This is a genomic window from Bacteroides muris (ex Afrizal et al. 2022) (genome assembly GCF_004793475.1).
Classification (GTDB): domain Bacteria; phylum Bacteroidota; class Bacteroidia; order Bacteroidales; family Bacteroidaceae; genus Bacteroides; species Bacteroides muris.
On record NZ_SRYZ01000048.1, the window covers coordinates 13,008 to 28,719 of the forward strand.

Below are 15,712 nucleotides of genomic sequence, written 5' to 3' on the forward strand. Positions count from 1 at the left end.
GGCTTACTTCAATTTTTCCAGTCTTTCATTAATCATCCCTTGTATATCGTCGTCGGCCTGGTAGTTCTGTTGCAAGCTCAACAAGTACTGGCGTGCGTCAAGCTTCTTGTCCATGGCTGCATATACATCCGACAGAAGGATGAAACTGCGTGCCAGCCAGTAGGCATGCGGTGTGCTCTGGTCAATGAAGTTAAGGATTTCCTTTTCAGCCGAAGCATAGTTGCCGGCGTTGTACCATTGCAGCGCCACCAGGTATTTGGCTTCGGCTCCATAAAGGGTACGGGTGTCTTTTGCCAGCAATTGCAGGTCGTCCATCGCTTTCTTGTCGGCTTTCTGGTTCAGGTATGCCTTGGCACGGTAGTACAGAGCTTCGTTACGAAGTTCCGGAGACAACTTGGCTTCGGCAAGCATGTCTGTGGCGGCGTTGATTACTTCCGCGTCATCGTGCATCAGCGCTCCACAGCGCAGTACACCGATAGCGCCAAGCTGGCGGCGCTCTGCCGTGGTGGCCTTGGCCTGCAATTTCTTGTAGTCGGGCAATGCCTGGTCGTACTGCTGGCGGTTGAACAAGATTTCTCCATGCATCAGCAAGGCTTCTTCAGAGTATGGGTTGTCGGGATATTCCAGCAGTTTCCCGGCATGCTCCAATACCGCCTCGTCATCCTTCTGCTCTTTGCCTATGACACACAGATAGTAGTGGGCATTCAGGCTGAAAGCGCCTTCCGGGAAACTTTGCAGATAGCGGGTAAAGCTGTCTTTGGCAGGTGCAGGCTCACCTTTCATGTATGTCTTTTCGGCAGCGATGTAAGTCAGTGAGTCTTGTTCGCTGGGCTCGAAGCGGATTTCGCCCGGCATCTGGGCGGCGAGGGCGGCAAACTCGTCCACGCGGTTGGCATCTACGTAGATGGACTTCAAGTCGCGCATGGCAAGGCGGGCTTCCTCACTTCCGGGGTATTGGGTGACCACATGCTTGTAGGCTTCTATAGCACGGTCATAGTCATCGTTCTGATAGTAAAGCAGGCCGATTTCGGCAGCGGCTTTACGGCTGACAGGGCTTTCAGGATATTTGGCAAGCAGTTCGCGGAAGGTAGCGATGGCCTGGCCGCTGTTGTTGCTCTGTACGTAGGAACGTCCCTTCTCGTAGAGGGCGTTGATGGCGTAGGGCGAGTTGGAGTATTTGGCTGCAAGTCGGTTCAGCATGTTCACCTTTTCCGTATGGTTTTTCTGCATGCCATATACCAGTGCTAATTGATAGACGGCATAGTCTCCGGCGGGAGTGTTCAGGTTCTCGGCTTTGGCATAGCATTGCTTGGCTTCCTCGAAGCGGCGGGCGTGCAGGTTGCAGTCTCCGATGCGGTTGTAGGCATCGGCCAGTGCGGTCGGGTTTTCGCCTTTCTCCAATCGGACGAAGTTGCGGAAACGGTTCTCTGCCGCCGCGTAGTCTTTCTGGTGGAAAGCGATGTAACCAAGATTGTAATAGGCAAGGGCGAATATTTCCGTATCCCTCTGCCGGGTGAGCGACAGATATTCGTTGAAATTGCGGGCGGCTTCTCTCATTCGGTTCAGGCGGTAATAAGACTCGCCAAGCCAGTAGAGGGCGTCTGCTTTGGTCTGGAGGTTGTATTGTCCCAACGCGACGCTTTGGTTGAAGTGTCCGATGGCCTGCTCGAATTGTGTGTTGGCAAAAGACTGGGTTCCGAGGTGGAACAGAATCTTTTGTTTGGCTTCCAGAATGGCCTTGCTGGGGTGGGAGATACGGCCGATGGACTTGAGGGCAGCATCGTAGCTGCGTGTGTTCATGTACACTTCCACTAGGTAGTTGCTGACTTTCTCGGCATATGGAGAGTTCGGGAACTCGTTCAGGAATTTCTCAAAGACGGTCACCGATTCGCCGAAAGCGGAATAGGAGGTCTCGTGAATGCACAAGGCGTAGTTATAGGCAGCTTGTTCCTTGATTTTCATATCAGCGTTGGAAGCGGCGGCCTGCTCGAAGGCCATACGCGCTTTGGGCTTGTCGGCCAGTTGCAGATAGGCCAGTCCCATGTGCAGGTATGCGTTTTGCGAAAGGGCGTCGTTTTCGGTAGTCACTTTGCCGAGGACGGAGGGGACTTGCGAATACACGCCACATTGATAATAGGACATTCCCAGCATGTAAAGGGCATCCCTTCTATGAGTGGAAGATTCGGCATTGTGCTTTATATGTTGTTCGAAGGATTTCACGGCTTCGTGGTACTTCCCGAAATGGTATTCGGCTGTACCGAGGATACGGTTCAGCTCTGCCGCATGCGTGTAGCTCAGGCCGTCGGGATGGGCTGACAGCGCATTCTGCGCCACGATTTCAGCCTTGTCATATTGTTTCTTCAGCAAATAGATTTCGGCAATGTAATAGGGAACCAAATCCTTGTACTTGGCATTGTCTTGCAAAGGCAGGAAGCCGCCGAGCGCTTCGTCATACCGTCCTTGGGTATATCGGATATAAGAGATGTAGTAAGCGCAGTCCGCTGCATACTTACGGCTGGTGCTGCGCAGAGTCTCGAACCAGATTGCCGCCTCCTTTACATTACCGGTTTTCAGATAGCAGGTGGCAAGGCGGTAGGTCATGTCATCCCGCTCTTCGGAACCCAGCAGGTCGAGGCGGGTGGAGTTGAACATGGCAAGGGCATCGTCATGATTGCCTTCGAAGAAGTAGGCGGAGGCAATCAATGCATAGATGCGGTTGGCATGGGGAGTATCGGGATATTCGTCCATGAAGGCACGGAGCAGGTCTATGCTTTGGGGGGCTCTGAGTTCGTATGCGGCGCATACCAGCATGTATTCCGCTTCTTGCCGCTCGCCGGTATCAGGCAGAGGCTTGCCGTCTGCATTCATCTGGCGTACATAGGCTTGCAACGGAGAGATGGCGGCAGCATAGGCCTTTTGCTGGAATAACGTTTGTCCTTCCTTGTAGAGTCGCTTGGGAGAAGTACTCTTCTCGCTTGTTTGTGCTGAGGCGAGTAAAGGTGCGCAACAGAGTGCTGTGCACAATATTCGGGAGATTTTATGTTTCATTTTCTTTTGTTAGAATAGGTGTTTTACAAAAATACGGGTTTTAACCCGGAAATGTTACACTTGTTTGGCTTTTTTAGGATATATACCATAATAAGAACGGATAATCATTCGCTTTTGTTCTTGCGCATATCTTCCAGAAAGATCTCCAGTCCTTTGCGGATGGAGTTGAGTCCAAAGTCTTCCGTACGGATGTCTTTCAGGGGAAGGAAGAAGAGGGATGCCGCATCGTCCATCGCCCTGAAGTGTGAGGCGTCTTCCACCGTACAACGGAAAAACATATCCAGTGTGTGTACGGGGAAGCCCGAATAGATATAAATGTTGGGCAGGGAGAAGAGGTATTCGGCTTTTGTAACCCTCATGCCGGTTTCTTCCTTCACTTCGCGGGCAACACCTTCCTCGCCGGTCTCTGCCATATCAATGAAGCCTCCGGGAAGGTCCAGTGTCCCTTTTGCGGGTTCTTTGGCGCGGCGGCACACCAGCAATTCGTTCTGCCGGTTCAGAATCAGGGCGACGGTGGCGGAAGAGGGGTTGAAGTAGTAGACGAAACCGCAGTCGGCGCATTGCTTCGACTTTTCGTTATGGACTTCGAAATGGGCTGAACCGCATTTCGGACAATATTTGAATTGAGAAAGTGGATGTTCCATGATATTTTAGCCTTTGTCCGGGGACAAAGATAATGTAAACCGGGGGGAGTATGAAAAGAACCGGATTCTTTTTTCATATTAAGGCTTCGTTTACAATAGATGGTAAAGGTGTTTACATTATCAGGTAACGGCTGTTACATTATCGGGTAACGACTGTTACATTATAAGGAAAAGGCATTTACCAAACAAGGTGAATGTCCGGTAAATGTAAGACATTGGTAATTAGCACTAGTGATATGTTTATTTACTTACTGTGTTTCTTGAACGAATTTTATTCTTATCTTTGGGAACCATTAAACTCTATAGCTATAAGATGAAAGATTTTGCAGCCATTGATTTTGAAACGGCCAATGAACAACGTACCAGCGTTTGTAGTGTGGGGGTGGTTATCGTACGTGATGGAGAAATTGCGGACCATTATTATAGCCTTATCCGTCCCGAACCGGAGTATTACACTTATTGGAATACCCGCGTGCATGGTCTGACGTTGTCGGATACCCGGAATGCTCCTATTTTTCCTGTTGTGTGGCAGGAGATAGCTCCACGTATTGAAGGCTTGCCGTTGGTTGCGCACAACAAGGTCTTTGATGAAAGCTGTCTGAAGGCTGTGTTCCGTACCTACTGCATGGATTATCCGGATTATGAGTTTCATTGTACTTTGCAGGCATCACGCCGTGTTCTGAAGGGATTGCCCAATCATCAGTTGCATACAGTGGCAGCTTGTTGTGGCTACCGACTGGAGCAGCACCATCACGCATTGGCAGATGCGGAGGCTTGTGCATGGATAGCCCGAAGAGTTTTATGATTAAGTTTGGAAGAGAAGAGTGAAGAGTTGAAAGAACAGGTTATGATGAAAGTTGCTTTTATTGGTGTAGGTTATCGGGGCAGGCAGTTGCTTCGTTTGTTGCAGCATCTGCCTGCATTCAAGGTGGTGGCGCTTGCCGATCCGGGACTCGATGATTCCGGCTTTCCGGGCATCGGTTGCTACAATCATGGCGAGGATGACTATTTGAACATGCTTGCCGAACATGCGCCCGAACTGGTGTTTGTCGCCTCTCCCTGGCAGTGCCACGTGCGGCATGCCTTGTGCTGTGTGGAGAGGGGATGCCATGTGGCCTTGGAGATAAAAGGAGGACTTTATATAGACGAGTACCGGCCTTTGATAGAGCTGGCACACCGGCGCGGTTGCCGGGTTTATCCTTTGGAGAATACGCTTTTCATGCGCGAGAATCTCTCTGTCTGCAACATGGTGGCTGCCGGTTTGTTGGGCGAGATTGTATATATGCGTGGTGGCTATCGGCACGATTTGCGCCGTCTGCTACTGGACGATGCCGGAAACATCGGCAATCGGGAGAAGACGGAAAGTGTCTGGCGGAGCAAGTTCTATCAGGAGGAGAATGGCGACCTTTATCCTACGCACGGCCTGGCCCCCCTCTGCATGATGGCGGGCATCAACCGGAAAGACCGGGTAAAGAGCCTGACTTCGTTTGCTTCCAAAGCGGCAGGAATTTATCAGTATATAAAGGATTTGGGAGGAAACACGGATGTGAAGGTACGGCTGGGCGATGTCGTCGTCACCCAACTGGAAACGGAAAACGGTATTCTCATTTCTCTGACGCACGACACCACCCTGCCGCGTCCGCGTAGTCTCGACTTCGAGGTGCAGGGAACAAAAGGCATCTGGCAGGGAGACCGGAGGATGATTTATATCGAAGGACTCAGCCCGGACGAAACCTGGGAGGCGGACGGTGCATACGTGGACCGTTATGAGCATATCTATTGGCAGCAGTGGGGAAGTGATGCCCTGAAAGTGGACACACATCACCAAGGCATGGATTATATCATGCTGAAGGCCTTGGAGGCTGATTTGAAGGATGAAATTTCTTTTCCGGCAACGCTCAGTGACTTGGCGCTGTGGACATCCGTCACTCCGTGGTCGAAGTTATCTATTGCGGAAGGACGAAAGGTGGATTTGTAATAAGTAGGGACATTTACTGAATATCCCTATTTATAATAGGTTTAAAAGAAAGGGTAAATATAGAGGTAATGAATTGGCAACAATGTTTATTTCTACCTTCTGCTGTGCGTTGCTGTTAATGTCACTCGTCTTGATGTAAAAGTAATAATAAAAATCGGAAATATATCAAATAGGTATCAAAAATGTTTTGGCAAACTTTAAGCAGTTTCTTGATGTGTTTACTGCTTAATTGTTAAAATTGGAAGGAGAAAGAATATATTTTTTAAATCGATTGTCGTTTTTTAAAAAATATTATAAATTTGCGCCGTTTATTTATATAGTTGATTTGCATGAAAACTATATTCTTGATAAATTATTTATTAATTTTAAATTAATACTTTATGTTGAAAAAAGTCAAGTCAGTCAGTATGTTGCTATTCTTAATGACAGCATTTACAGGTAGTATGAATGCTGTTTCGTTTCCTGCAGCAGCAAGCAAAGCTATTGAACAGCAGACTGAAACCTGTAAAGGAATTGTTAAAGATGCCATGGGTGAAACTATAATCGGGGCATCTGTAGTAGTGAAAGGAACGACTAATGGTACAATCACTGGTATTGATGGTGATTTTATTTTGAATGGAGTGTCTAAAGGAAGTACTCTTGTTATTTCGTATGTGGGATATGTAACTCAAGAAGTTAGATTTGATGGGCAGTTGATAAATATTACCTTAAAGGAAGACAGTCAAGCTCTGGAAGAGGTAGTTGTGGTAGGGTATGGTGTCCAAAAGAAAGCTAACTTAACGGGGGCTGTTGCTACAGTAAATGCAAAGGCACTGGAAACTCGTCCAGTATCTAGTGTTTCTGCTGCCATAGCAGGGCAAATGCCTGGTGTAACTGCCATTCAGACTTCTGGTGCGCCGGGTGGTCAGGCTGCATCTATAACCATTCGCGGTAAGAACTCTATCAATGCTGCAAGCCCGTTGGTTATCGTAGATGGAGTGCCGGGCAGCATGAATACGATTGACCCGAATGATATCGAATCGTTCACGGTCTTGAAAGATGCGGCTTCTGCTGCCATTTATGGTGTGCAGGCTGCCAATGGTGTCATTTTGATTACTACCAAGCAGGGGCAGAAAGGAGAGAAAACACGTGTAAATTATTCGGGCAATGTGTCTTGGTCATCGCCAGTAGCAAAACGTGACTTGGTGAATGCATACGAGTATGCTGTTTTGTATAATGAAGCGACTTTAAATGAAAATCCCAACGCTACGGTGATGTTCTCTCCGGAAGAGATTGAGGGGTATCGCACGGGAGCGTTGTCAAGCACCGATTGGTATAAAGAAGCAATTAAAAGTAGTGCCATCGAAACCATGCACAATATCTCTATAAACGGGGGAACTGACAAAACAACCTACAATGCTTCTTTAGGCTATATTTATCAAGATGGTTTGACAGCCGACAATGATTATTCCCGATTCAATGCCCGTATGAATTTGAATTCGGAAATCAATAAATATATCAAAGTAGGTGTCAATGCTTCCGGATACAGAGGAGTTGCCAAGGATGCATGGAATGGATTTGTTTCTGTTTTCCAAGGGGTGACTCGTGAAAAACCGACCAATAAGGTGTATAACGAAGACGGTTCTTATGCTTATTCCGGTGTCGACAATCCGGTCGCTATTCAAGGAGACAAATCAGGTTTTACACGTAATACGTCACAAGAGATAAACCTTACCGGTTATGCAACCGTACAGATTTTGCCCGAATTGAGCGTGAAAGGTGTATATTCCGTGCGCAATTATACCAGCAATCAAGATGGATTTAAGAAACATTTTACTTACGGTGATGGCAGTAATGCTTTTGATTCCGGTCTACGTGAAGGATATGATAAATACTACAACAACAATTACTACACCGGACAGGTTTTGATTAATTTCAATAAGAATTTCGGAAAACACAATGTAGGAGCACTGGCCGGACTCGAATCTTACGAACACATCTATAAATATACGGAAGCAAGTCGTCAGGGTGGTGGTAGCAATGAATTGACAGAATCTTTGAACACATTGGACCAAGCTTCACAAAAGAATAAAGACGGAGGATATGAAATGGCACGTTTGTCCTACTTCGGACGTGTTCAATATGATTATGCAGGCAAATATCTGTTTGAGGCAAACTTGCGTAGTGATGCTTCCTCACGTTTCCCGAAGAATAACCGTTGGGGCGTATTCCCGGCTTTCTCGGCGGGATGGCGTATTTCGGAAGAGGCTTTCATTAAAGATAACGTTGCATGGTTGAGCAACTTGAAGTTGCGCTTGGGTTATGGTAAAACCGGTAACGAGGAATTGAAATCCGACGATATCTATCCGGCAGTGCCGACATATACATACAATATCTCGGACAATGCTACAAAATATCTGTTTAATAACACATTGTATTCGGCAATATATGAAGCTCGTTATGTGAACGATCAACTGAAATGGGCTACAGTGACCAACTATGAATTAGGTTTGGAAGCTGGTTTCCTGAATAATCTGATTAATTTTGAATTGTCCGTATATAAGAAGAAAACGAACGATATGTTGTTGTATCTTCCTATTCAGGGAGTAATTGGTATGCCTGCTCCGGCACAGAATATAGGTAGTGTTCAAAATACTGGTTTCGATTTCTTAATCAACCACAGCAAGCAGATTAATAAGGATTGGAATTATTCGGTGTCTCTCAATGTCTCTTATGTGAAAAATGAGATAACAGATATGGCAGACACAGATGGTCCTACAAGTAATAGTAAAGTTTGGAATTTGGAAGGATATCCTATAGGTTCTTATTACGGTTATGTGGCTGATGGCTATTTTAACACAGAAAAAGATCTTGCTGAATGTCCGAAACGTTTGGCTGTTGGTCAGGAAAAGTTAGGCGACATTAAGTATAAAGACTTGGATGGTGACGGCAAAATCACAGAAAAAGACCGGACTGTAATTGGTAAAAACTTCCCTAGCTGGACGGGAGGATTGAATTTGAGTGTAGGTTATAAAAACTTCGATCTTTCTGCTTTGTTTCAAGGAGCATTCGATGTAGATGGATACTATACAGCTGAGGCTGCTTATGCATTCTATAATGGTGCGACTGCATTGAAGAGACACTTGGACCGTTGGACACCAGAGCATCATAATGCTTCTTATCCTCGTGTGACACGTTCCAGTCAAACTAACTTTGTGACCTCTTCTTTCTGGATTCAAGATGCATCATACGTTCGTCTGAAGAACCTGACTATCGGTTATACATTGCCTCAGTCTTGGTTATCCCGCGCAGGAATTTCCAGTGCGAAATTCTTCCTGACTGGTGAAAACCTTCTTACCTTCACAGGACTTGACGGTGGCATCGATCCGGAAGAGGGAAATGAACGTGGATGGTCTTATGGAAATGTCAAGAAATTGTCTCTCGGGGTAAAACTTTCATTCTAATATTAATATAAAATAGCATAAATCACATGAAGAGAAATATTTTACATATAGTAATTGCTTTGTTATTTACGGGATTCGCTTCTTCGTGTAGCGACTTTTTAGACCGTTATCCATTGGATGAATTGTCTGATAAGAGTTTCTGGAAAACAGAAGACGACGCAATGATGGCCGTAACCGATATTTATGGCTGCCTTCCTACTTGGGATCAGGATTTGGATATCAATTCGGACAATGCGGTGATGGGCATTAAATGGGCTGCCGGAAATATGTCCAAAGGTGTTTACGACCCAATAGACCAAAGCTGGTCAGGTAGCTATACTGCTATTCGCCAGTGCAACTTGGTGTTGGAAAAAACAAAGGAGATTGAGATGGGAGATGAAGCGCGTAAAAAAATTGAAGGGCAGGCCTATTTCTTTCGTGCATATCTGTATTTTGATTTGATTCGTTCATATGGTGATGTTCCTTATATCGACAGGCCTCTCAATTTGTCGGATGTAGAAGATATCACCCGTACATCGCGCGATGAAGTGTATAGCAAAGTTATGGCGGATTTTGACAAGGCAATAGAGTATTTGCCTGTAGAATGGGATGCTGCAAACACACCTCGTGTAACTAAAGGAGCTGCGTTGGCGATGAAAGCGAGAGCTGCTTTGTATTATGGTAATTGGCAAACGGCGGCAGATGCTTCGAAAGCTGTGATTGATTTGGGTGAATATGAACTTTATGATGCGGAGAATACCGGTAAGTATCAAGAATTGTTTTGGGAAAAGACTGACGGATGTGCCGAGAACATTTTGTATGTGCAATTCGATTATCCTGATAAAACCCACTACTTGATTGGTTGGGAGTGTTTCCCCACAAAGGGTTGGGGAGGTATGAACCCCACTCAGAGCTTAGTCGACGCCTTTGAAGACAAAGATGGTGCTCCCATTAGCAAATCTGCAATTTACGATGAAAAAGACCCGTTCAAGAATCGTGACCCGCGTTTGGAAGTCAACGTTTTGCACGATGGTGAAGAAATGTATGGTGTAACCATCAAAGTCAAACCGTTGAAATCGAGCGGAAATACCGGTATCGAACAACACGGTGATGCTACTGCTACCGGATATTATGGTCAGAAGTGGTTAGACCCGAGTATCGACCCTCAGAGTACAGGTTGGAATATGGGTAAAGACTGGGTGATTATTCGTTATGCCGAAGTCTTGCTGACATATGCCGAAGCGATGAACGAACTTCATCCGTTGAGTGCGGACGCTTTTGATGCAGTCAATCAGATTCGTAGGCGTGTAGGTATGCCCGGTTTGCAAAATTCCGATGCTACGAAACCGACCTATTGCGCAACTCAAGATGAACTTCGCAAACGTATTCAAAATGAATGGCGTGTGGAATTTGCAATGGAAGGTGGAAAACGTATGTGGGACATTCGTCGTTGGGGTATTGCCAAAGAGGTGTTGAATGCACCGTTCTTGGGATTGAAGATGAAACCGGTAAAAGAGGTTAATGAAGACGGCAAAGAGGTCATCGTGGATTATATTCTTTATGAAGGTGAGAACGTGCAATTGTCAGGTAGCCATTATGAAGATCACAACTATCTGTTGCCTGTTCCTCAGACTGAAATAGATTTGAATGCTAAATTGACTCAGAATCCGGGATATTAAATATATTTGCAAGCGATAATTAAGTGAGGACATTGGCTATAGTGGGAATGTCCTCACTTACTTTATATAAATATGAAACGGCTCGTTTATACCTTATTCGGAATTTTATTTGTCCTTTATTATATATGTTATCAAGGGGCACTGTCGCACATCCTTTACTATCATGAGCAACATCATCTTTTCCTTTTCTCTAAATCTTATTTTGTGCAATGTGTTCAGACTGAGGGCTGGCTGAATTATATCACCAACTTTATTATTCAATTTTTCTATTATCCTATGTTAGGAAGTGCTATTCTAGCATTACTTTTGGCATTGGTTTATTTGCTTATAAATAGCATCATAAAAATTGTAACCGGAAAGAATGATGTGTTGCAATTATCCATTATTCCTTCCCTTGCTCTTTTTTTCTATACGATGGAGGCAGACCATTCTCTTTCTATATTGCCAGGAAGTCTATTATGCCTATTGCTGCTTTATTTATTTCTTTTCTTTATTCAGTGGTACTGGAAATTATTTCCTCTTTTGGGCTTACCTGATATATCAAATAAAAAAATACGTGTTTTATTAACTTCCCTTTTTTTACTGGGATATGCAGGATATGGTTTTTACTACTTTTTTACTAATTACAATAAAAGTGAGCGTATAATGCTGAAAGCCGAGCAGTTGGTGAAAGCCAAGGATTGGAATGGTGCGTTGGAGTATACTAAAAAATATTTAGATACCGGACGTTATAATCAGCTCATTTCTTATTTTCATCATTTAGCCCTTTATCATACTGGAAAACTTTCTTATCATTTACTGGATTATCCGCAGAAGCAGGGAGTTAAAAGGCTATATTTTCCTTGGAACAGTGACAGTCGTGAAAGTGAATACGGACATATTCTTTATGAACAACTTGGATATATCAACGAAGCGCAACGTTGGGAGTTTGAATCAATGGTGGTATGGGGAGAAACAGCGTCTCATCTCATCAATCTGACGCGATATAATATTGTTAATCACCGTCCGTTGGTGGCACAACGGTTTATTAACAAGTTAAAGCAGTCTCTTTTCTATCGGCAAGAAGCATTACAATTAGAAAAATTGGTGCATGGAGGGAAAGTTCCCGGATTGAGAAACGCATTAGAAGGAAAAGTAGATATTCCGGCAAGATTTGCCAATGTTTTGAATATTGGTCCGGAATTACAATATTTATGTGAGTGTGACAGTACTAATAAAATGGCTTTTGAATATCTGATGAGTAATTTATTACTTAGTAATCATGTGGTTCGTTTTGTTAATAATTTAAAATTGATGAAATCATTTCCTTATACGGAGCTTCCGCCGGTTTATGAAGAGGCTCTTTATATTTATAAATTAGGTGTGGGGAATGAAGAATTTTCAAAGGTAGGAATCAAGATAAAACCGGAAACTGAACAAAGATTCAAGCGATATTATCAACTTGTAGAAAGTAAACAAATAGAAACTTTGCAAAAAGAATTTGGAAATACATATTGGTTTTATTTGAATTACATTAGTCCTTATGGTAATAAAGTGATAGCTAATTAATAAGAAATTATATGAAAATACAAGATCTACTTTACTATACATTCATAATTTTCCTGTTGGGGTGTACATCATATCATCAGGTTGATAGTAAGAATGAAAAATTGCCATTAATTTATCCGGATTATATAGATGTGACTTTTCCTGTTAATATTGCTCCCCCTAATTTTAAAATACAGGAGCAAGGGGAGGCCTTTCAGACAGAAATAGGATATGGGGATGGAAAAGCTGATATCCTTATTCAAGATACCGAACCGATAGTTCGCATACCAGAAAGCAAATGGAGTGCATTGTTGGAAAAAGCTGCTGGAAATAAGATTTTTTTCAGGATAACGATTAAACAACAGGGTAAATGGGTGCGTTATGCTGATATTCAAGATAGTATATCTGTTCATCCGATAGATTCATTTCTGGCATATCGATTGCTTTATCCCGGATATGAACTTTGGAATGAAATGGGTATTTATCAGCGTGACCTGACAACGTATGAACAGACTTCAATAGTGGAGAATAAAAATTTTGGAAAACAATGTGTTAATTGTCACACTTTTAACCGGAACTCTGCTGAAACAATGATGATTCATGTACGTGGAAAGCAGGGAGGGACTTTGATTTGTCATAATGGAGAAATAGAGAAAGTTGATCCTAAGCCTGGAGAATATAAGAATGGTGCTACTTATCCTTCTTGGCATCCTTCGGGCAGATATCTTGCTTTTTCTGCTAATGAGATACAACAATTTTTTCATTCTTCAGGACAGAAACCGATAGAGGTGTCGGATTTGGCTGCCGATTTAATGATTTATGATGTGAAGAATCATGAAACTTTTACTGATTCTTTAGTCTATGGAGAGCAGTATATGGAAACATTTCCTACATGGACTCCGGATGGAAAAATGATTTATTTTTGCCGGGCTGAAGGATATCGGCAAGGAATGTCGCTGGATAGTATCCGATATGATTTATATCGGATACATTTTGATGAGGAACAAGCTAAACTGCATACACTGGAGTGCGTATATGAAGCATCAGCCCTTCATAAGAGTGTTTCTTTTCCAAAAATATCACCGGATGGAAAGTTCTTGATGTTCACTCAATCTGATTATGGTAATTTTTCTATCTGGCACCCTGAAAGTGATTTATATTTGCTCAATCTGAACACTGGCGATGTGAGAAACATTGCGGAAGTAAATAGTGATCATGTGGATAGCTTTCATTCTTGGTCTTCTACAGGTAACTGGTTTGTTTTCAGTAGTAAACGTTTAGATGGCTTATGGGCTCGTCCGTATTTTGCAGGTTTTGATCCGGAAACTGGATATTTCAGTAAGCCTTTCTTATTGCCTCAGAAAGATCCTGAATTTTATGATACATTCACATATACTTATAATTTACCGGAGTTAATAAAGAAACCTGTAGAAAATGGGGATAAATTATTGAAAGCAATAGGGCAATCTGCACTTCAGACAAAGGTAAAACAATAGCCTCAGTATAAAATCTTTTCTGACTTCATGATGAACTTCACAGCTGCCCAGGCTGTCACAGGGTTGGCTCCGCGCATGGAGGCAAGTATGGCAAGAATGGAAGTGCCGCATCCCATTCTTCATTCCAGTTTTTGTCTTCGGCTTCCTTTATAGTGTATTCCTTGATCATACATCGGTGGAGTATTAAACAACATCTTCACCTTGGAAAATTCCGCTATAAAATAGCAACATTTTCTCCTTCCACCGCTCCTGCCCCCAGTCTTAAGGAGGCCCGTGAAAGGTTGAAACAGGACAGCATGACCAAGGATGAGCTTGCCGCCTAATACCGTCACTTGGATAATATTGTTATTCTCCGTGATAATATCAACACTGAACGTGAAGAGGGAAGAGCGGAAGGACGTATTGAAGAGAAAAAAGAAAGCACTCGCAATCTTAAGAAATTAGGAGTAGCTATTGATGTTATTTCACAAGCTACCGGATTATCTGAAGAAGAGATTGAAAAACTATAATATAGCTTCTCTATATATCGTTTAGGAGGAACCGTACATGACATTGTATAGTTCCTCTTTTAATTTGGAAAGTAACCAACCCGGATTAAAAAATGAAATGAAAACTGATAACAAAGCGAGATAATGCTTAAACAGCGCTCCCCGTTTAGCCATTGGTCGTAACTTAAAATGCATATTATATGAATTGAACTAGCACTTGCATATCAGAAAATGGAGAAATATCTTGCTCCATTTTCTGATTATATTTCATATATATGCCAATATGGTAGATGCTACTTCGTTTACTATGCATATTCAAATATTAATTAAAAAGACTCATCTCGCCATTTTCTCCTTCGGGATGTACTTTTTTCCATATGGCATCATTTAAACTTTTTATTTGTTCTTGTTCTTCTGGAGTTATCCCTTCACCATATTCACATTCGATAGGCTGTCCATCAAGAAGAGCGGCAATCATTTTGATGTACGAGAACACCTCCTGCTTTGTATTATCAAGAATTACAGCAGCAATATCACCGTCCTCTGTTTTATTGAATTTCAGTTTCATATTAATTGTATTTTTTAAAATTATACTTCTTGACTCTTTTTTTGATTGATGTCCTACCACCATCAGTCTGATCAGCAATATAGTCCAATACTTTTTGTCCGAAGACCTCGCTTTCTAATGATGCAGAGCGAATGGTTATCTTGTTTCCATCGTTTTCACAAACAACAATTGTTTGGGCATCTGCCATCATAGGTATCGTTGCATTGTGGCTTACCATAATCACTTGCTTACTCCATTTTACTGCTTTGATAGTTTCTGTTAATGTCGAGTTTATATATTTTACAGCCAAATTATCCTCTGGTTGGTCAATAATAATGGGCGCAGTATCTTGCTCATATCCTAGTATTAAATCCAACAAAATTGCCGTTTTCCATCCAGGACTCAAACTGCTAAAATCTTTCCCGTCTTTCGTTATAATTTTATACGAACGTGTATTTAAATCCATTAATTTCGTATATATCTTTTGGGTCATATCGTTGTATGATTCGACATTGGGATTTTTCTTGAAATAACGGCTCATCAAATTCCACGGAGTAACATCTACAATAGTATTGATATTAGACTTTAAACAGTATTTCAATGCATCTACTAGTACCTTCTCGTTAAAACTAAAGTTATTAATAACAGACAATTTATGACCTCTTGCTTCTATCTCTCTAGTCTGAAAAGAGTATTTTGTTTTAGAGCCTGTTTAAAAATGCCTGAAATCTTTTTCTAAAGAGGTTTCCGTATCCGCCAGATTATTTCTTTCTTTGAAGCGACCAAACTTTAAAAAAGATGTATCAGACAGATTTAACGGAAACCGAGTGGCAATATATAACAAAAGTATTGAACCTGCAAGAAAGAAAGCGAAAATATGATT

Annotated in this window: 10 protein-coding genes and 1 pseudogene; 7 read left to right on the top strand and 4 right to left on the bottom strand. The window is 42.8% G+C overall.

Annotated features, from left to right (window positions below; translation table 11 throughout):
* Positions 1-3 precede the first annotated feature (3 nt).
* Together E5355_RS15685 and E5355_RS15690 are read right to left on the bottom strand one after the other, a co-directional pair.
* Complete coding sequence (locus tag E5355_RS15685) at positions 4-3,048, bottom strand: tetratricopeptide repeat protein (RefSeq protein WP_136011083.1); 3,045 nt, start codon at positions 3,046-3,048, stop codon at positions 4-6.
* Positions 3,049-3,152: 104 nt separating this feature from the next.
* A complete protein-coding gene (locus tag E5355_RS15690) occupies positions 3,153-3,692 on the bottom strand; it encodes an NUDIX domain-containing protein (protein WP_136011084.1) in 540 nt (179 codons plus the stop codon).
* Positions 3,693-4,005: 313 nt separating this feature from the next.
* Here E5355_RS15690 and E5355_RS15695 point away from each other — a divergent pair, with 313 nt between their 5' ends.
* The 7 genes and pseudogenes from E5355_RS15695 to E5355_RS15725 form a co-directional block, all read left to right on the top strand.
* Complete coding sequence (locus tag E5355_RS15695; protein WP_136011085.1) at positions 4,006-4,497, top strand: 3'-5' exonuclease; 492 nt, start codon at positions 4,006-4,008, stop codon at positions 4,495-4,497.
* 42 nt (positions 4,498-4,539) lie between these two features.
* On the top strand, positions 4,540-5,670 hold the full coding sequence (locus E5355_RS15700; protein WP_136011086.1) for a Gfo/Idh/MocA family protein: 1,131 nt from the start codon (positions 4,540-4,542) through the stop codon (positions 5,668-5,670).
* Between the two features lie 443 nt (positions 5,671-6,113).
* Positions 6,114-9,113, top strand: coding sequence for a SusC/RagA family TonB-linked outer membrane protein (locus tag E5355_RS15705; protein WP_370282117.1), 3,000 nt, complete (start codon positions 6,114-6,116; stop codon positions 9,111-9,113).
* Positions 9,114-9,139: 26 nt separating this feature from the next.
* Complete coding sequence (locus tag E5355_RS15710) at positions 9,140-10,771, top strand: RagB/SusD family nutrient uptake outer membrane protein (protein WP_136011087.1); 1,632 nt, start codon at positions 9,140-9,142, stop codon at positions 10,769-10,771.
* A gap of 72 nt (positions 10,772-10,843) precedes the next feature.
* Positions 10,844-12,319: a DUF6057 family protein gene (locus tag E5355_RS15715; protein WP_136011088.1), complete on the top strand. Its 1,476-nt coding sequence runs from the start codon at positions 10,844-10,846 to the stop codon at positions 12,317-12,319.
* Positions 12,320-12,330: 11 nt separating this feature from the next.
* Positions 12,331-13,794 (top strand): TolB family protein, encoded by a 1,464-nt coding sequence (locus E5355_RS15720; RefSeq protein WP_136011089.1) that lies wholly within the window; start codon positions 12,331-12,333, stop codon positions 13,792-13,794.
* Positions 13,795-14,030: 236 nt separating this feature from the next.
* A pseudogene (locus E5355_RS15725) lies at positions 14,031-14,303 on the top strand (hypothetical protein); the annotation flags it as partial.
* 301 nt (positions 14,304-14,604) lie between these two features.
* Here the strand turns inward: E5355_RS15725 and E5355_RS15730 are convergent.
* Positions 14,605-14,850, bottom strand: a complete 246-nt coding sequence (locus E5355_RS15730; RefSeq protein WP_136011090.1) for a hypothetical protein — start codon at positions 14,848-14,850, stop codon at positions 14,605-14,607.
* Between the two features lies 1 nt (position 14,851).
* Entirely contained in the window at positions 14,852-15,322 is a 471-nt protein-coding gene (locus E5355_RS15735; RefSeq protein ID WP_210434535.1) for a hypothetical protein, read from the bottom strand.
* Positions 15,323-15,712: the final 390 nt, after the last annotated feature.

Excerpts from the sequence above, each read along its gene's own strand:
- E5355_RS15685 (WP_136011083.1), bottom strand. The coding sequence starts at position 3,048 with ATGAAACATAAAATCTCCCGAATATTGTGCACAGCACTCTGTTGCGCA.
- E5355_RS15690 (WP_136011084.1), bottom strand. The coding sequence starts at position 3,692 with ATGGAACATCCACTTTCTCAATTCAAATATTGTCCGAAATGCGGTTCA.
- E5355_RS15695 (WP_136011085.1), top strand. The coding sequence starts at position 4,006 with ATGAAAGATTTTGCAGCCATTGATTTTGAAACGGCCAATGAACAACGT.
- E5355_RS15700 (WP_136011086.1), top strand. The coding sequence starts at position 4,540 with ATGATGAAAGTTGCTTTTATTGGTGTAGGTTATCGGGGCAGGCAGTTG.
- E5355_RS15705 (WP_370282117.1), top strand. The coding sequence starts at position 6,114 with ATGAATGCTGTTTCGTTTCCTGCAGCAGCAAGCAAAGCTATTGAACAG.
- E5355_RS15710 (WP_136011087.1), top strand. The coding sequence starts at position 9,140 with ATGAAGAGAAATATTTTACATATAGTAATTGCTTTGTTATTTACGGGA.
- E5355_RS15715 (WP_136011088.1), top strand. The coding sequence starts at position 10,844 with ATGAAACGGCTCGTTTATACCTTATTCGGAATTTTATTTGTCCTTTAT.
- E5355_RS15720 (WP_136011089.1), top strand. The coding sequence starts at position 12,331 with ATGAAAATACAAGATCTACTTTACTATACATTCATAATTTTCCTGTTG.
- E5355_RS15730 (WP_136011090.1), bottom strand. The coding sequence starts at position 14,850 with ATGAAACTGAAATTCAATAAAACAGAGGACGGTGATATTGCTGCTGTA.
- E5355_RS15735 (WP_210434535.1), bottom strand. The coding sequence starts at position 15,322 with ATGACCCAAAAGATATATACGAAATTAATGGATTTAAATACACGTTCG.